The following is an 18,448-nucleotide window of genomic DNA, read 5'->3' on the forward strand; positions in this document are numbered from 1 at the left end:
TTCTAGTTAATTTTACACATGGACAAAAAGTATTTAAACGAACAATTATCGTTCCTTATTCATGGAGTGATAAAGAGGTTAGAGAATACTTGCAGAACTCATTTCAGCAAGTATCTGTGTTAAAAGTCACTCTGATAGACTTTGCTTGGGTGCCTAATTCAACCTTTAAGTAAAAGTCAAAGAAATGAGGAATCGGATGTTGAAAAAAAATTCATTACTTTTTGGGTCATTGTTAATGGCCGCCTTGTTGTTTGATCAGTCTTACGTACATGGAGAAGCAGTCATTTATGATCCGCTTGATCCAGTAAATCAAATTGAACCTACAGAGCCATCATTTTCGAGTGAATCAGTAGAGAGTAGTACAATGAATACAACAATCTCTAGTGAGGAAGAAACCCAAGAAACGACAACAGAAACAACACAAGTGAAACAAACAGAATCATCTGCTGAGAAAAAAGAAGAAAAAAAAGTAAAAAGGAAATCCCAGAAACCGGCGCAGCAGGAATCTTATACACACAAAAAGATAACGATTGAAAAAAATATACTTCAACCTGACGATAATGGAGGAGGCGGAGAAAAAAATATGTTCAAGGCATCAGAGTTAAGTTACTCCCTCTCCGGTCTAGCAATCTATGGAAAAAAAGCGGAAGGTGGAGTAGAAATACATGTTCAAAATATTTTTAGATAAAGCAGATCAGCGAAAAATTGAACTTTTTCGTTATCTTGAAAACAGACCGGGTCTTGTTGAATCAAAAGAAAAAATTATTGAGGATTTATATACCTCTGATTTCTTATTAAATAAAATCATTGAAGAATTGAATTCTGATTTTGAAGAATACAAGCTAGCCGAAGAATTTCAGCTTATTTTAAGCGGTGCGACTATTACATTGATTGAATCTGGTTTAGCTACGTCCAATCAGTTTGAGATATTATTTATCAAAAACTCATTGATGTTTTCGATTCTTAGTGAATTATTCTTTGAAAAGTTTACCTCGGTAAGTGAGTATGCAGATAGAAATTTCATCAGTCATCCACCAATTTACAAAAAATTACGAAAACTGAAAAACTATTTTGAGCCATTTCAATTTACAATTAACAAGAAATTCGTGATTGAGGGAAATGAAAAGAATATTCGTAGTTTCTTTTCTTTCTTATTTCCTAAACTTTTCTATCAAAAATTAGATATTTATCCTTTGGAGATTCGAAAACAGGTCAGAAGCTTTATAAAAATGCTTGAGAAAAATTTGACAAAACCTATTTCGGAATATGCCAAGCTTAAACTTTCTCACTTTTTAGCTATCTCGTTTTATCGAATGAGCCAAGGAAAGTTCATTGAACCTGCTCCGCTTATTGTGAATGAGACCTTTCTTAAATCAAGTAGTGAGTATCAATGGATAGCTAAGTGGTTAAAGGCAAAGGGAACTAAGGAAACAGCAGCTTATATGGACTATGAAATTGATCAGCTACTTGCATTTTTAGTTAGTGAGGAAATTGTTTATCCGCCAGAGTATATTGAGAATGTTGAAAGAAAATTTTTCAGAAAATTAAGTAAGGAATTTATTCTCTCCGTTGAGGAGCACTTTCCGACAGCACACAAATACATTCGAAAAAAGAGAAAGCAAATTGATTTACTCCATTTTCAAATTATTTATTTCAAATTGGAATATATTGAAGCAACAAAAGAAATTGATATCAGTTATTTTGTGGAAAATTATGCAGAGTATGTTTCTTTTTGTCGGGAGTATTTAAATAGGCATAAATCTAAAAAGACGTTATGGGATATGAAGGAGTATTTGTTCTTCCATTATTTGGTCATCTTAGAGGACAGCATTCCGTTACAGACTATTCTTGAGCCTATTTATATGTATATTGATTTTTCGTTTGGGCGTACGTACAATAGTATGATTCAACGAAATATAGAGAAAATTACAAGCTTGAATATTGTTTATCAATCATATATCGATGAGCAGACTGATTTAATTTTATCGGATATTCATTTTGAAGAACGAGAAGCATTAGCGACGATTACTTGGTTAGCCCCACCACGAGCGATTGATTGGGCAAATTTAACAAACCAGTTAATGTTGTGTAGAGAAGAAAAATATAATAGAAATCAGGAGTAGGTGAGTATTATGAATCTATTCCTGATTTTTTGTCGTTTCAGCCGAAAAAAGGGCAAGGCAGTTTCTTCAGCAAAAAAATACCTGAAACCGCATGAAATGAGGAATATAACAAACAATGTTTCTCTTATTTGAAAGAATAAAGTACGAAAAAATAACAAAATTTTTAGTAAGCGTGGCAAATGAAAAATCAAAATTATTAATAAAATAACGTGAAAATAGATTTTTTTTTAGTTACTTGCGTGGTTTATTGATTAGATAAGTAATGGAAGCGTTACTCTACGTAATTAAAGTTGACACTCACCCTTACAAACATTAGAATAAAGTAGTGTGTAACCACACATATGCAAGTAGGCATATTGATAATTAAAAATAGTTTATCAAAAAACTACATTAATAGTTAAATGAAAAAGAAAGATAGTATGGAGGTGGATTCAATGGGACTTACTATTCTCCTCGCTATCATCGGTTTAATTGTCGGCCTTGTTTTAGGCTTTGTATTCGAAAAATCTCGTCATAACAAAGAGATTGACGGCGCAAAAAATTCTGCTGCAGGTATTTTAGAAGGTGCACGAAAAGAAGCAGAAACCCTAAAAAAAGAGGCGTTGTTGGAAGCTAAGGAAGAAAACCAGAAGTATCGGGCAGAAATCGAAAGTGAGCTGAAAGAAAGCAAATTAGAAGTAAAAGCACAAGAAAATCGTTTGCTGCAAAGAGAACAATCATTAGATCGTAAAGATGATTCTCTGGAAAAACGCGAAAACTCACTGGAAGATAAAGAAGAAAAACTTGGTGCTAGACAGCAATTAATTGACGAGCGAGAACAAGAAGTAGAAAAATTAATTGAAGAACAAAAACACGAACTAGAACGAATTGCTGGGTTATCTAAAGATGAAGCAAAAGATGTCATCATGAAGGAAACAGAAGAGGAATTGAACCATGAATTAACTGTTATGGTCAAGGAATCTGAACAACGAGCAAAAGAAGAAGCAGATCGCAAAGCGAAAAACTTACTTTCTCTTGCAATTCAGCGTTGTGCAGCAGATCAAGTATCTGAAACGACTGTATCAGTAGTTACTTTACCAAACGATGAAATGAAGGGTCGTATTATTGGTCGTGAAGGCCGAAACATCCGTACGCTTGAAACCTTAACAGGAATCGATTTGATTATTGATGATACACCAGAAGCGGTAGTATTATCCGGGTTTGATCCAATTCGTCGTGAAATTGCTCGAATGACTTTAGAAAAACTTATTCAAGATGGACGTATTCACCCAGCGCGCATTGAAGAGATGGTTGAAAAATCACGTAAGGAAATGGATGAGCGCATTCGTGAGTATGGAGAGCAAGCAGCATTTGAAGTGGGCGCACATACGCTTCATCCAGACTTAATTAAGATTTTAGGACGTTTACGTTTCCGTACAAGTTATGGTCAAAATGTGCTAAATCACTCAATTGAGGTTGCTAAATTAACGGGTGTTCTTGCAGCTGAATTAGGCGAAGACATTCAATTGGCAAAACGCGCAGGTTTGCTGCATGATATCGGAAAAGCGTTAGATCACGAAATTGAAGGATCTCACGTAGAAATCGGAGCAGAGCTTGCAGCGAAATACAAAGAAAATTCAGTCGTTATTAATGCGATTGCTTCTCATCATGGCGATGTTGAAGCAACATCTGTCATTTCTGTACTTGTTGCAGCAGCAGATGCATTATCTGCGGCAAGACCAGGAGCAAGAAGCGAATCACTAGAAAATTATATTCGTCGTTTAGAAAACTTAGAAAATATCTCCAACGGATTTGAAGGCGTTGAATCAAGCTTTGCTGTTCAAGCCGGACGTGAAGTTCGTGTAATGGTCAAACCAGAAGAAATTTCTGATTTAGATGCAGTTCGTTTAGTTAGAGATATTCGTAAGAAGATTGAAGATGATTTGGATTATCCAGGTCATATCAAAGTGATTGTTATTCGTGAAACGCGAGTGACCGATTACGCCAAATAGAACCTATGAGTCGAAATCCTTTTTGTATAAAGGGTTTCGGCTTTTTTTGGCTCTTTATCAAATGATGTTGTTTTAAAAATAAGTCACAGAATGGAGAACATTTTGGAAGCGAGCTTGTTAATTCAGTCTAAATCAGAAAGAAACGTCCCAACCTCGAGTTCTATGCAGGAATAGCTAGAAAATACAAACATTGATGATGCGAAAAAATACGTTTATGAAGCCCAACTAGGTTCGTCAGTTGTTTTTTAGAGACGTAAATTTTTTCTGGTGGTTGAGTCTAAATTGTGGAGAGAAACAGTTTTTTATAGCGGAATATGAAGATATTTTCATCATAAATCAGTTGACCCGGGGCAAAGAACTCAGTAATCTGAAGATACGGGGGTGGGGTTATGTCAAATGTACATATTCTATTAGTTGAGGATGAAGAAAGTTTAGCAAGCTTTATTTCAGATGAGCTTTCTTTTGAAGGCTACCATGTTACTCATGCAAAAGATGGAAAAGAAGCACTGGAGAAATTTGATGCACATCAAAAAGAATTAACCTTGATTTTACTTGATTGGATGCTTCCGGTTTATGATGGCTTAGCAGTTGCTCGTAGAATCCGCACCAAAAGTAATCTACCAATTATTATGATGACAGCAAGAGATCAGGTAAGTGATAAAGTGATGGGACTAGATGTAGGAACAGATGACTATATTACAAAACCTTTTGAGATTGAAGAACTACTCGCACGAATTCGTGTGATTCTCCGACGAGAAAAGCAGGTAAGGGAGTTAATAAAAGCCCCCTCTATCTATCAGTATGAAGATCTTGTCCTTGATCCCGCCAAGCATGTAGTTCATCGTTTTGACCAAGAAATTTTACTAACGCAAAAAGAAGTAGCCTTACTTTTGGCATTGTTGAGGCATCCAGAGGAAGTAAAAACCCGAGATGAGCTATTAAATGAAGTGTGGGGATATGATTACTATGGTCAAACGAATACTGTAGATGTTTATATACGTGCCTTAAGAAATAAAATAGATTTTGACAAGGAGAAGCGTGTGATTCAAACCATTAGAGGAGTTGGGTATGTATTGAGGGCAGACTATGGAAAATAAAAAAAGAAGAAATAGTGCCCGTTTTCAACTAACTATTCGATTTGCGCTGCTTTTGACAATTAGTATTCTTGTGTTGAGTATCTCTATTGTAACAGTATTAAGCAGAGAACTATACGATTCAACCAAAGAGCAGACAGAATTATTAAAAGAAACGATGAAGAAAGCTGATACGAAGAATCGAGTAGAGTGGCTAGAATTTTTGGATACCTATACCTCTGGAAAAAGTTCGCCTTATTATATCCAGGTTTTTTTGTCATCAGGAGAGAGCATCTATTCTCATGAGGCTCGTCAGGTATTCAGTCAGTTTGATGAAATGAATCAGTTTCTTTTTCTGCAAACATTATTATGGGAAGAAGAGGACGTCTATTATTACACAACTCTTGAAAAAGGAGAAGATACGGCGGCAATTCTTGTAAGTATGGAAGATCAGTTTGATTTAATCAAACGAGTTATTTTACTTAGCACCTTATTGACGATGATTGTTTTATTTGTGGGCGTCTGGTTCATAGCTCGGTTTGCAGGTGTGTTTAGCCGACCGTTACGTGTGATGAATAATGAGATAGGTACATTAAATCTTGAGGAAAAAAAAGGACGGTTAACTGTTCCTGAAGATCCTAGAGAGGTCAAATATGTTGCTGAATCCTTTAATGAACTATTAGAAAAACAAGAACGGTCGTTGGAAAGAGAAAAACAATTTGTAGCTGATGTTTCCCACGAGCTGAGGACACCGCTCACTGCGATTCGTGGTCATGTAAAGCTGATTCGTCGAAGAGGAGAAGCACATCCGGAAGTGATTCCTAAATCGATTGCCTATATTGATACGGAATCTAAGCGTATGACACTAATGGTCGAACAGCTCCTCACGCTAGGACGTTTAGAAAAAGGAACGGATGTGACAGATGTTTCTCAATTATTGAGGCAAATAGTAGATGATTTTCAGCTAATGATTCGACAAACACTTGAAGTGACGATTGAAGAAGACGTCTATCTTATAGCAGAAAAAGAACATTTGCGGCAAATCATTAGAAATTTGGTTGAGAATGCGGCGAAATATACGGAGCCTTCAGGAGGCATCTCAATTCAGCTGCGACAAACAAAAGAGGGTGTAACTCTAAAGGTAGCAGATACAGGAAAAGGGATTTCTGCTGAGGAACGACTGCATATTTTTGAACGTTTTTATCGGGCAGATCAATCTCGTTCAAGTCAGGTATCTGGGTCGGGCATAGGGCTGTCGATTGTTTGGGCGCTTGTTCATTTATATGAAGGACATATTGACGTTCTTGATAATCAGCCAAAGGGCAGCCAGTTTGTTGTTTATTTTCCAAAAAAATAGAATGAAGATTTTTTCATAAAGCTTTTATAGTTGATTGGTTTTTCTAAGGAAAAACTTTGATACGATAAATAGGTAAAAGCAAATGATTAAATTGCAAAGGAGTCGGTTATAATGAAAAAAATAAGTCTTATGGGTGTAGTTCTTTTAGGTATGGTGCTAAGTGGCTGCACATCTAACCAAAATACACTGCCAGAAAAAAGCAATTCACTGTCTGCTGTACAAGAAACGCAGAAACGCGCTGATTCAGAGACAAGTCACTCGAGGACAGAAGACAGTTCTAGTAATACCAAGACATCAAATACGACGAATCAGTCTACAACAAGTAGTCAGCCTGCAACAAATACAGAGGGCATTGATATTTCACTGGAAAAAGCCATTAGTATTTATCAGGATTTGTATCCAGACACTGCAGTAACCACTGTTGATTTAGATACGAGTTTTGGAAAATATTACTACGAGGTAAAAGGCGTGGACGACTCGATGGAATATGAAGTGAAGATAGATGCAAAAACAGGGGAAGCAAAGAAAGAGAAGGAAGAAAGATTAGATAGCGATGAACAAAATGGTGTTGAGAAAGACGAAAAAGCCCTCTCACTCGACAAGCTATTAGCGGTTGATAAGGCAGCTGAGGTTGCGGTGAAAGCAGCAGGCGGTGGAGAAGCGATTGAATGGTCGTTAGAAAGAGAATGGGCAACCACCTACTGGGAAGTAACGGTAAAAAATGGCCGCTCAGAAACCACTGTTACGTTAGATGCAAAAACGGGCGAAATCTTAGAAACAGAGTTAGATGACTAATTCTTTTAACTGAAAATAATAAGAGTCGTAAGTGACTATCCAGTGGTGGATAGTCACTTACGGCTTATTTTCATTGAGAATCAGTGGAAAATACGAACAGAATAAGCTACTATTAAGAGAATGAAAAACCTGTAAAGGGAGTCCGATTTGTGAAAAAGAAAATGCAACAAATTTATCAGCTACTAAAAAAACATAGTTTACTTTTCAAGCTTATTTTTTTCGGATCCATATTAATTTTTGTTTCAAGTCAAGTAGCGAATATTGCCCATGGAATGAGCTGGCATGATATTTTAGAAACGATGAAGCAACAAGATCGAATAAAATTGCTTCTCATGGCGTTTACAGGGTTAATAGGTGTGTTACCGATGCTTTTATACGATTGGGTAACGCTACGTGTTTTAGAGCATCAGGGAAAGCCTGAGATGCCTAGAAAAGAATGGTTCGTAGCAGCATGGACTACGAATACTATCAATAATCTAGCGGGCTTTGGCGGGGTCATTGGGGCGAGTTTGCGTGCAAAGTTTTATGGCAGTGGGACAGATAGAAAAAAAGTTCTGGCAACTGTCTCAAAAGTCGCATTATTTATGCTGTCTGGGCTTTCTATTTGGGCGTTCATCACGTTTATCGATAGTTTGTTTCTTCATAAAGAGTCTATCTTTTTGAGTTATTGGTTTTGGCTATTAGGTGGAAGTCTTGTGACACCTGGACTTTTACTCCTCGTCTATTTAAAAAGAAAAACATTATTCAAAGAATTTATTCCTCGGGGAATTATTGGTTTATTAACCGCTTCTTTTGGTCAATGGACAGGTGCACTTTTCGTTTTCTTAGTCATAGGGCATTTGATGTCAGCGCCGATTCAAATGGTGGAAATCTATCCCATGTTTATTATTGCTACATTGATTGGGATGTTAACGATGATACCCGGCGGAATGGGAACTTTTGATGTCTTAATGATTCTAGGAATGAGTCAGCTAGGTGTTGGACAAGACATGGCAGTTGTTTGGTTACTTTACTATCGTTTGTTCTACTATCTGGTTCCATTTTTATCAGGGATTTTCTTATTTGTTACACAAGCTGGTGTCAAGGTTAATCGATTCTTTGATAATTTACCTCGCCTATTTTCTCAAAAAATTGCACATACGATTGTAGTAGGGGCTGTTTATTTTGCTGGAATCATGATGGTACTGCTATCTACTATTACGAATTTGTCAGCAATCAGTAAAATTTTTCAATTTCTTTTACCATTTTCCTTTAACTTTTTAGATCAGACATTGAATTTACTGGTGGGTTTTTTACTATTGGGCTTAGCTCGAGGGCTGTCTATGAAGGTAAAAAAAGCATTTTGGCCGACGATTATTTTATTGAGCTTTGGTATTGTAAATACGATTCAGCGAACCACCTCTTTACGATTAATCGTTGTTTATGTATTGATTGTTCTTGCAGTATGGGTCGCAAGAAATGAATTTTATCGGGAAAAATTTGTTTACTCATGGGAAGCAATTGCCGTTGATGGCGTCTTATTTGGCTTTTTATTTATTGTCTACGCAATCGCTGGTTATTTCAGCAGTAGTGGGCGAATGCTATCAGGAAACTTGATTCCTAATAAATTTCTCTTATTTCCCTCAGATGATATTTGGTTTTCAGGATTGATTGGGTTAGGGGTCTCACTCCTTGCACTAGTTACTTTATACCAGTACCTAGCAACAACAAATGAGACGCTGGGAGAGGAATGGAATGAAGCGCGGTTTCATGCACTCTTGAAAAAATATGGGGGAACCAACGCTAGTCATTACCTAGAATTACCTGGGTATACTTATTTCTACTATCAAGAAGATGGCAGCGATCAAGTGGCTTTTGGTTATCAAATGAAAGGCAATAAGTGCTTTATACTAGGAAACCCTATTGGAAATCAGGAAAAATGGAAAAAAGCTACACTTGCCTTTATGATTAAAGCCGATAGATTAGGCTATCAGCTTGCATTTTATAAGATTTCAGAACAGTATATTGTTGCCTTACATGATTTAGGGTTTCATTTTGTTAAGGTGGGAGAATCGGGTGTTGTAGATTTACAAAAAGAAAATCTTCCTTCGTTTACAGAAGCTATCGAACTAAAACGTTTATCAAATGAAGGGTATCATTTCACTTTTTACCCAGAATTACCTAGTGAAGTATATAAAGAACTTGAATCCGTTTCAAAAGAATGGCTAGGAGGACAAACAGAAAAATATTTTTCTGTCGGTCGATTTGAAGAAGCGTATTTGAGTAAAAGTGGTGTAGGTGTGGTGAGAAATCCAACGAATCAGCTAGTAGGATTCATTACCCAGCAGCCAATTAATGAAAAATGCTCTTCTTATGACTTACTACGGGTTTCAGCGAATCAACCCGGCCAATTACCCAATTTTTTGATTGCTCATCTAATGGAATATTCAAGACAGCAGGGTGAAAAAGAGGTCGATTTAGGTATGGCACCACTGGTTCATGTAGGGGATACCCAATTTTCCTTTTTTGAAGAAAAAGTCATGCATATTATCTATAATTATGGCACTTCATTTTACGCGTTTCAGGATAACTATGAAGCGAAAAGCAAGTATGTAGATGCATGGGAAGGGCGTTATTTTGCCTACATGAAAAATAGTCGATTTACGTTAACTGCCGGACAACTTCTTCTGTTGATAGGAAGAGGGAAGACAAAAGGGGCAACCGTTGCAGAAGAAGCAATGATTGAGCTATAAGCTGAAGCTTTCAAGGCTTTCCTACGTACATGTGATAGGTATCTCTTAATGCTCAAAAATAAATCCCATTTTAGATAAAAGCTGTATGCTATACTTTTGGGATAAGGGATTGCCAGTCGGATTAGAGCAGCAAGGTGACCTTTTCTTTTTATGAGAGGTCGCCTTTTTATTAATAGAAAAATGAAGAGAGTATTGAAATGGAGGGAAAGAAATGATTTCTTTTGAAAATGATTATCTAGAAGGCGCACACGAAAAAATACTAACTCGTTTAGTAGAAACAAATAGGATACAAGCATCAGGCTATGGTTCAGATGAGTTCTCACAAAAAGCAGCTGAAAAAATTAGAGAAGTACTTGGTTGTCCTAAGGCAATGATTCGGTTTCTTATGGGAGGGACTCAAACAAATCAAGTAGTTATTAGTTCAATCTTAAAGAGGTTTGAAGGTGTGATAGCAGCTGATACAGGGCATATCAGTACACATGAAGCAGGAGCGATTGAGCTTACTGGTCATAAAATACTGCCTCTTTCAGCAATTGCCGGAAAAATCACAGCAGAGGCAATTGATCACTTAATTGAGACATTCTATAAAGACGCGACGCATACACATATGGTATTTCCAGGGATGGTCTATCTTTCTTATCCAACAGAGTACGGCACACTCTACTCCTTAGAAGAGTTAGAACGGATTTCACAGGTTTGCCGCACTCATGAAATACCCTTGTATATAGATGGAGCTCGATTGGGCTATGGGTTGGTTTGTGAGGAATCAGATGTAACTATTAAAGATATTGCAAGACTATGTGATGTATTTTATATTGGAGGAACAAAGATTGGTGCATTGTGTGGAGAAGCGGTTGTGTTCACTAAAAATAATGAGCCAGTACATTTTACAACATTAATAAAACAAAATGGGGCGTTGTTGGCGAAAGGTCGCTTGGTAGGTATTCAATTTTTAGAACTGTTTTCCAATAATTTATATTTTGAGATTAGTAAACACGCTATAGATATGGCGATGAAAGTAAAAAAAGGATTCATCGAAAAAGGCTACCATCTATTTATAGATTCACCAACTAATCAGCAATTTTTTGTTATGAGTAATGAGAAAGTTAATACACTAAAACCATTTGTACAATTTGCAAATTGGGAAACATACGATGAGACACATCAAGTGGTAAGAGTAGCAACAAGCTGGGGAACGACAGAAGAACAGGTAGAGTTACTTTTGTCTTTAGTATAAAAGAGAATAGAACCATACAGGTTAAACGGACATGTTTTTTTCTCTGTCTAATGATGGGGAAGAAACTTTTTGACAAATAAATGAAGAAAATTATTTTATAGTAAAAGAACAGAAGTATATTGATTTGTTTTGTGAAAAAAGTTCAATTCGTGATTTTCTTGAATGTGCTTTTTTTTTGAATTTGCTTAAAAAGTTGAAAAGCCTGATTTTTTCACAAGTAGAAACTTTTTTTTAATGATGGATTCATGTTAGAATAGACAATGGTTTCTTGAACAGAATGTTTAAGAGGACAATTAAGCATATATATATCTGTACAAAGGAGAACGAGAGAATGAAAAAAATGTTAGTTGCAGCAAGTTTGTTGGCATTATTTAGTTTATCTGCTTGTGGAAATAAGGACGAGAAAACAAAAGGTTCTGAAGAGGCTACAAAAGAGAAAGTGGAAACACTCTCTGTAGGTGTGATGCCTTCAACGGATAATATCCCGTTTATTCTTGCGCATCAACAGGGTTTTGATAAGAAATATGGAGTCGATATTGACATTCAGGCATTTAAATCTGCAAAAGATCGTGATGCAGCATTTTTAGCTGGGAAAGTCGATGCGATTAATACAGATTTAGTCGCGATGGCTATCTATCAACAAGGTGGACAGGATGTAAAGATTACCAGCTCTACGTATGGCCAGTTTGATTTGGTTACAGGAGATGATAGCGTTCAAGAGTTAAAGGACATAAAAGGCAAAGAAGTCGTGTTAGGAACTAACGGGGGAACTGAATATGCTGTAACACAAATGCTGGACAATATAGGTATGAGCGAATCTGACGTGAAAGTGACAGATGTTCCAGCTGTTCCTAGTCGTGTAGAGCTGATTAAAAGCGGTCAGGCAGCGGCAGTAGTTTTACCAGAACCTTTAGTAACAATTGCAAAAGCTGATGGTATGCGTGTACTTGGTTCTACAAGGGATATTGGAATCAATCCATTTGTTATTGGAGCACAAGCCAAAACGATTGATGAAAAATCTGCAGCATTTGAAGGAATGTATAAAGCTTACAATGAGGCTGTAGAATACATGAAATCTCATGACAAAAAAGAGTATATCCAACTGTTTATTGATGAGATTGGATTTCCAGAAACATTAAAAGATCAAATTACAATTCCAGATTATACCCCTGCGACACAAGCGACGGAAGAAGATATTATTGCTGCATTTGCTTGGGCAAAAGAAAAAGATTTGCTGGAAAAAGAGTTGACTCCTCAGGATGTGCTTAGCGATGTTTTCTTCAAATAACAAAAATAAGGCCCTTATCTTATCGAAAGTGAATGTCAGGGCTGGAAAGAAATTGATTTTAAAAGACATCTCCTTAACTCTCGAGCCCCAAACCATTTATACAGTGATTGGTCCTTCTGGGACAGGTAAATCGACGTTGATGAACGTGCTTAGCGGGTTGAGTTCTGTTGATTCTGGGCAGCTGCTTTATGGAGAGCAAGCATATCAACCCAAAGATCATGTATTAGGCCTAGTTCCCCAAAATTATGGGCTATTGCCTTGGGAGACGGCATGGAAAACCGTTACCTCTAATGTAAAAATTAGTCAGAAAAAAAGAAAACTGACCAAAGAGGATGAAGAAAAAATACATGACTTGTTTCGCGCGATGAATTTGGAAAGCGTAAAGGATTCTTATCCTAGTCAAATGAGTGGTGGCCAACAACAACGAGTGTCAATTACACGTGCCTTTGGTGTGGATGGGGACGTATTGCTGATGGATGAACCATTTTCTGCGTTGGATGCCTTTACTCGAGAAAAAATCCAAGGACTATTTTTAGATACGTGGAAAAATCATCCTGCAACGACTTTTTTCATTACACATGACATTGAAGAAGCCTTACTTTTGGGACATAAAATTGTGATAATGAAAGGTCAGCCGGGAGAAATACATCAAATAATGGATTCACCGTATAACCAAATAGAAACGTTGGAAGAAAAACGACAGCAGTCAGATTTCTACGAGCGTGTTAATGCCTTGAGAGAGGAGATTCAAGCGTGAAGAAGAATCCGTTTATTCAAAGATTTGTCGGGCTTGTTTTCGCAGCACTTGTCTTACATCTCGTTTGGTATATTGCAAGCATTATGTTAAATCAAAGCATGCTTCCTACACCACAGGTAGTGTACGCCAATTTTCCTAAGTTAATTGAAAAAAACATTGAATGGCATTTTTTAGTGAGCTTAGGACGCGTGCTGGCAGGAATGAGTATTGCCTTACTGATAGGATTTGTTTTAGGATTATTGATGGGGTCATTTAAAACGCTAAACAAGTTGTTTGATCCTATCCTTTATTTAACCTACCCAATCCCTAAAATGGCGATGTTGCCGATTGTCATGCTGTTATTTGGTTTAGGGGATACCTCAAAAATTATTATGATTGTTTTGATTGTTTTTCCACAGGTGGTGTTAGCGGTAAGAGACGCCGTGCGAACAATCCCCTCTCATTATTATGATATTTATCAGAGTATTCGTGCCTCAAAATGGCAGCAATTTCATCATATCACCTTACCTGCTTCTATGTATGCTATTTTAAGTACCAGTCGTGTTTCTCTGGGAACAGCCATTTCCATCTTGTTTTTTACAGAAAATTACGGGACGGAATATGGCATGGGGTACTATATTATGGATGCTTGGATGCGTTTGGACTATCCATCCATGTATGGCGCAATTTTATTATTGAGTCTAATGGGCTTTGTGTTGTTTTTGCTGATTGATTTTATTGGCTGGGCAACGATGAAGTGGGAGAGAGTATAGAAGAGTGACTAATAAAAAGGAATGTCCTTGTCCAACTGGATGGGGGACATTCCTTTTTTATACAAAAGATTCTAGTTAAATCGGTCTTTTATACTTTTAGAGAGGTCCTTGAATTGTTGTCCGACTTCCTGTCCTTTATCTTTGTATTCTTTTCCAATCTCTTTTCCTTCTTGCGCGTACTTATCGCCTAATTGTTTTCCTTGTTCTTTTGTTTGTTTAAACGTTTCTTTTAATTGTTCAATTTCTTCTTTAAATGACATGATTTGTCCTCCTAATTTTGGATGATTGTTTTCCAATCAATCTGAAGAATGTTTCCTGAAGAATCTTTTGGAAGAATTTCTACTAATAAATGAGTTTTCAATTCTTCTTTATATGCTGTTTCTGCAGCAGAGTGAATGGAAATAACAATCTCTGATTTTTTTGCTACAACAGTTGGATCAATAAACATTTGATGAATTGGTTCTAAATTTACATTGTGTAAAAAGGGTTGAGCACCTTCAACTGCTTCATAAATATCCAAAAAAGTAATCTCATGAAGGTTCTTTTTAATACGATACCCGCCTTGTTTGGAGGCAAGTGAGGTAACCAAATCTGCATGACGAAGTTTTGTCGCAATCTTTTGCAGATAGGAATGAGACACATTCATTCTTTGACTAATCTCACTGGATTTTAAAGATTCTGTTTCAGGAAGCTCTGCAAGCATAACGAGAATAGCGATTGCTTGCGCATAGGATGAAGATAGTTTGATTGTAATCACCTCTTATCTGTAGATATTATACATCCGTAGATTTTTTTTGTCTATAGTTTTTTGTTGAGAGGAAACTATCAGTAGAGTAGGAATGAAAGAGAAAAAATAGACTAAGAGTAAAAGAAACATCATCGACGGATGACGCTCCCTCTATTCTTAGTCTATTTGGCATTTGGTAATTAAATTACTAAATTTGTTCATGACGAAAAAAACGCCAAATAAGATAAGTTTCTGACAAAGAGAGAGAAAGAAAGAGACCAGATACTAATAAAATAGCTTTCGCACCTACCAGACGATAGAGGAGAACGGATAGGATTGCTCCTGATACGAATGCGAGTACGACAAGCAGAAAGTGAATAAATTTCTTTTTTGCTTCTATTGTACCTGTCACTAGAAAGTCATAGAGATTTGTTGCCACCCCTTTTAAGTTTCCTGTGGTGAAGAGATTTGTATAGGTGAGCCCATTAATTTTGTCAAAGGAAATCCATTGAATAGCAGCAGTGAATGCAATAATAATCGTCACTAGTGATGTTTGATGATTTAAAAAAGTTAAGCTAACCAAAAAGAAAATAAGTGTTTCAAAATAAAGGACAAACAGTCGCCAAAAATGGAGCTGTTTCTTTTTAAAATAGTCAATTAAAAATTTTGCTAATAAGATACCTAAAAAGAAAAATAAGGTAGAGAGCATTTTTTTTCCAACGCTTCCCCATTCTCCATCAAATGCCTGAATAATTGCTAACACAATGTTTCCAGTCTGTGCGGAAGCAAATGCATCATAATGTATATACGTATAGCTGTCCATCGCGCCACCGATAAAGCTTAGGAATAAGCCAACCCAGCGATCTTCATGGAAGGAAGTTTTCATCGTTTTCACCAACACTTTTTTAATGTTTTTATTTCTATAAAAGAGTGTATCACACATTTTCTGAAAATACACTGAAACCCTATTTGCTAGATATTTCTTAGAAAATGGCTAGAACGTTTCCCTTTAAGGCTGGTTTTTGGTAGTATTTAACTAATAATATAGGAAGAAAGCAGAGCGTATGAGAATATGAAAGAAAAAAGTCTCAAAAAAAAAGACGGTGCTATACTTTTTTTTCTCTCTGTGATAGAATACTGACGATTATTTAGAATAAGCGAATGGGTGAGCGGATGGAAATCATAGAAAAGGCACCGGCCAAGATTAATCTTGGATTGGATGTATTACATAAACGATCAGATGGCTATCATGAATTAGAAATGGTAATGTCTAGTGTAGATTTGGCTGATCGACTAACTATTGAAGAAATCGCTGAAGATAAGATTATTATTGAAACAAATCGCGCCTTTTTACCTGTTGATGAGAGAAATCATGTGTATCAAGCTGCGATGCTAGTAAAAGAACGATATAAAATCAATCAAGGAATTAAAGTATCTATAAAAAAGAGTATCCCCGTTGCTGCAGGTTTAGGTGGTGGAAGTACGGATTGTGCGGCTGCTCTTCGAGGGTTAAACCGATTATGGAACTTAGGATTATCCTTAGAAGAACTAGCGGCTATGGGAATGGAAGTGGGCACAGATGTACCGTATTGTGTTTATGGGAAAACGGCTCTTATTACTGGAAAAGGAGAAAAAGTGTTTCCCATACCAGATATGCCACAGTGTTGGGTAGTGCTTGTTAAGCCGCGAATGAGCGTATCCACAGGCAAAGTATTTAATGAGGTCGATATGAATGAAATTCACCATCCAAACATTTCTGAGTTAAAGTCTGCTATCTATGCAAATGATTACACGAGAATGACGCAGGCTGTGGGCAATAGCTTGGAGGCAATCACCATTAAGCGTCATCCAATTATCCAGCAAATTAAAGATCGAATGCTCAAATATGGTGCAGATGCTACATTGATGAGCGGAAGTGGGCCAACTGTCTATGCACTATGTCAACAATATTCCAGAGCGCAGAGAATATACAACGGATTAAAAGGGTTCTGCGATGAAGTGTATATTGTTCGAACTTTGAAGTAAGTTTGAGCTAGACGAAGTCGATAGTGAACGAAGGTCTGTTGTAAAATAAAAAAGACATGAATCTTATGAAATCTTGAACGTGTTAGAAATCAAGAAGGTCGGGACAGAAGTGTCCAGCTTTGAGAACAGACACTGTGCATCATCGGAAATGAAGCTTCGTGGATTTGCAGCACCAGGTACTGTGCATCATCGAAAGTGAAACTTCCGTGATTTATAGCACTATGTTTCATATGCAGAAGTTGTTGAGAGCGAAACGCAGTGGAGATGAGTTCCCTCCCCACCCAACACGTAGTGTAGATGAGATGCTTCTATTCCTAACCTTTATTAAGCGTTTGCGAGGTGGGGCATAACTTAATTGGTTATGCCTCACCTTCTTTTTTTAGAATTACACGCAATGCTAGTGTGTAGTTAGAATGGTGGACTGTGTGTAAAATCTGTATAGACCTTCTTAGTTGGTACTATGCTGTTTTGATTTGCTCATATTTTTGGCATGGTTCTTGCGACTTATAGAAGTGTAGACGAGACGTGCAGATTATTTCGATTGTTTAAAATGCAATGGATATAACTGCGTTTCACATTTAAAATGATAAATAAAATTGGAGGAATCAATTATGGTTCAAAGACTGATTAGTGCTACATCAAAAGAAATCAAAAAAATGACAAAAGAAGAGCTGTTCCAAAGCATCAAGGCGAGTGAAGGTCGTGTAATTTTAAGTGAAAATGTGGTTGTTCAAGCCTCTGTTGCAGGAGATATTACTTGTGCGGAATTATCTAAAGCATACGGAGCTGACATGATTTTGCTAAATGTATTTGATGTTAATCATCCGATTGTGGTAGCTGCCTATGAAGGGCAATATAGTGCAGAAACTTGTATTCCTAATGACGATGTTGTAAATCGTTTGAAAGAGCTAGTTGGCTTGCCAATAGGAATGAACGTGGAGCCAGTAGATGAAACAGCAAATTTAGAATCAACAAGAGTCGATGTTGCACCGGGGAGAAAAGCTTCGGTTGAAACGTTCAAAAAAGCGAATAAATTAGGGTTGGATTTTATCTTATTAACTGGAAATCCCGGAACTGGAGTAACGAATGAGTTAATCGCTAAAAATGTGAAAATTGCCAAAGAACATTTTGATGGAGTGATTATTGCAGGGAAAATGCATAGTGCAGGAGTAGATGAGCCTGTTGTAAGCCTTGAGTCTGCCCAACAATTTATTGATGCGGGAGCGGATATTCTTCTTGTGCCTGCGGTAGGGACAGTTTGGGGAATTACGGACCAACAAGTAAAAGAAGTAGTTGACTTAGCGCATGCTAACGGAAAATTAGTCATGAGTGCCATTGGAACTTCCCAAGAAAGCGCACAGCCAGATGTTATTCGAGAAATTGGGATTAGAAATAAAATATTAGGGGTAGATATCCAACATATCGGCGATGCAAATATGGGGTTGGTAGGTATCGAGAACATTAAAGAATTATCGGATGCGATTCGGGGCAAACGTCATACGGTTGCACGAATGGCGCGATCAATCAATCGATAGTAACGGATAGTGACTACAATACTGTGAAGGGAAAAGAAAAAGGGTCTTCAAAGCCT

Annotated in this window: 16 protein-coding genes; 13 read left to right on the plus strand and 3 right to left on the minus strand. The window is 37.0% G+C overall.

Annotated features, from left to right (window positions below; genetic code table 11):
• The first annotated feature begins 196 nt into the window (after window positions 1-196).
• From I589_RS16835 to I589_RS16885, 11 genes are all read left to right on the plus strand, one after another.
• On the plus strand, window positions 197-688 hold the full coding sequence (locus I589_RS16835) for a hypothetical protein (RefSeq protein WP_010766892.1): 492 nt from the start codon (window positions 197-199) through the stop codon (window positions 686-688).
• On the plus strand, window positions 666-2,123 hold the full coding sequence (locus tag I589_RS16840) for a helix-turn-helix domain-containing protein (RefSeq protein WP_010766893.1): 1,458 nt from the start codon (window positions 666-668) through the stop codon (window positions 2,121-2,123). The genes I589_RS16835 and I589_RS16840 overlap by 23 nt, the downstream gene beginning before the upstream one ends.
• A gap of 434 nt (window positions 2,124-2,557) precedes the next feature.
• Entirely contained in the window at window positions 2,558-4,114 is a 1,557-nt protein-coding gene (gene rny / locus I589_RS16845; RefSeq protein ID WP_010766894.1) for a ribonuclease Y, read from the plus strand.
• Between the two features lie 389 nt (window positions 4,115-4,503).
• Window positions 4,504-5,211 (plus strand): response regulator transcription factor, encoded by a 708-nt coding sequence (locus tag I589_RS16850; RefSeq protein ID WP_010766895.1) that lies wholly within the window; start codon window positions 4,504-4,506, stop codon window positions 5,209-5,211.
• Window positions 5,201-6,544 (plus strand): sensor histidine kinase, encoded by a 1,344-nt coding sequence (locus I589_RS16855; RefSeq protein ID WP_010766896.1) that lies wholly within the window; start codon window positions 5,201-5,203, stop codon window positions 6,542-6,544. The genes I589_RS16850 and I589_RS16855 overlap by 11 nt, the downstream gene beginning before the upstream one ends.
• Window positions 6,545-6,655: 111 nt before the next feature.
• Complete coding sequence (locus I589_RS16860) at window positions 6,656-7,339, plus strand: PepSY domain-containing protein (protein ID WP_010766897.1); 684 nt, start codon at window positions 6,656-6,658, stop codon at window positions 7,337-7,339.
• Between the two features lie 149 nt (window positions 7,340-7,488).
• The gene (gene mprF / locus I589_RS16865) at window positions 7,489-10,071 is read left to right on the plus strand and encodes a bifunctional lysylphosphatidylglycerol flippase/synthetase MprF (RefSeq protein ID WP_010766898.1); all 2,583 of its coding nucleotides are present in this window, start codon (window positions 7,489-7,491) and stop codon (window positions 10,069-10,071) included.
• Between the two features lie 211 nt (window positions 10,072-10,282).
• A complete protein-coding gene (locus tag I589_RS16870; protein WP_010766899.1) occupies window positions 10,283-11,308 on the plus strand; it encodes a threonine aldolase family protein in 1,026 nt (341 codons plus the stop codon).
• A gap of 331 nt (window positions 11,309-11,639) precedes the next feature.
• Window positions 11,640-12,596 carry an ABC transporter substrate-binding protein gene (locus I589_RS16875; RefSeq protein WP_010766900.1) on the plus strand — a complete coding sequence of 319 codons (957 nt, stop codon included), beginning with the start codon at window positions 11,640-11,642 and terminating at the stop codon, window positions 12,594-12,596.
• Complete coding sequence (locus I589_RS16880; protein ID WP_010766901.1) at window positions 12,580-13,353, plus strand: ABC transporter ATP-binding protein; 774 nt, start codon at window positions 12,580-12,582, stop codon at window positions 13,351-13,353. Before I589_RS16875 ends, I589_RS16880 begins: the two co-directional genes overlap by 17 nt.
• Window positions 13,350-14,105: an ABC transporter permease gene (locus I589_RS16885; RefSeq protein WP_010766902.1), complete on the plus strand. Its 756-nt coding sequence runs from the start codon at window positions 13,350-13,352 to the stop codon at window positions 14,103-14,105. Before I589_RS16880 ends, I589_RS16885 begins: the two co-directional genes overlap by 4 nt.
• A gap of 71 nt (window positions 14,106-14,176) precedes the next feature.
• On the opposite strand, the gene I589_RS16890 is transcribed toward I589_RS16885, so the two are convergent.
• The 3 genes from I589_RS16890 to I589_RS16900 all read right to left on the minus strand — a co-directional run bounded on the left by I589_RS16890 (window position 14,177) and on the right by I589_RS16900 (window position 15,718).
• Window positions 14,177-14,365, minus strand: coding sequence for a hypothetical protein (locus tag I589_RS16890; RefSeq protein ID WP_010766903.1), 189 nt, complete (start codon window positions 14,363-14,365; stop codon window positions 14,177-14,179).
• 11 nt (window positions 14,366-14,376) lie between these two features.
• Window positions 14,377-14,862, minus strand: coding sequence for an RrF2 family transcriptional regulator (locus I589_RS16895; RefSeq protein WP_010766904.1), 486 nt, complete (start codon window positions 14,860-14,862; stop codon window positions 14,377-14,379).
• Between the two features lie 178 nt (window positions 14,863-15,040).
• Entirely contained in the window at window positions 15,041-15,718 is a 678-nt protein-coding gene (locus I589_RS16900; RefSeq protein ID WP_034685568.1) for a YoaK family protein, read from the minus strand.
• 287 nt (window positions 15,719-16,005) lie between these two features.
• On the opposite strand from I589_RS16900, the gene ispE reads away from it, so the two are divergent.
• Both ispE and I589_RS16910 read left to right on the plus strand, forming a co-directional pair.
• On the plus strand, window positions 16,006-16,857 hold the full coding sequence (gene ispE / locus I589_RS16905) for a 4-(cytidine 5'-diphospho)-2-C-methyl-D-erythritol kinase (RefSeq protein WP_034685570.1): 852 nt from the start codon (window positions 16,006-16,008) through the stop codon (window positions 16,855-16,857).
• Window positions 16,858-17,468: 611 nt separating this feature from the next.
• Window positions 17,469-18,392, plus strand: coding sequence for a DUF7916 family protein (locus I589_RS16910; protein ID WP_010766907.1), 924 nt, complete (start codon window positions 17,469-17,471; stop codon window positions 18,390-18,392).
• The last annotated feature ends 56 nt before the right edge of the window (window positions 18,393-18,448 follow it).

Source organism: Enterococcus phoeniculicola ATCC BAA-412 (assembly GCF_000407505.1).
GTDB classification, from domain to species: domain Bacteria; phylum Bacillota; class Bacilli; order Lactobacillales; family Enterococcaceae; genus Enterococcus_K; species Enterococcus_K phoeniculicola.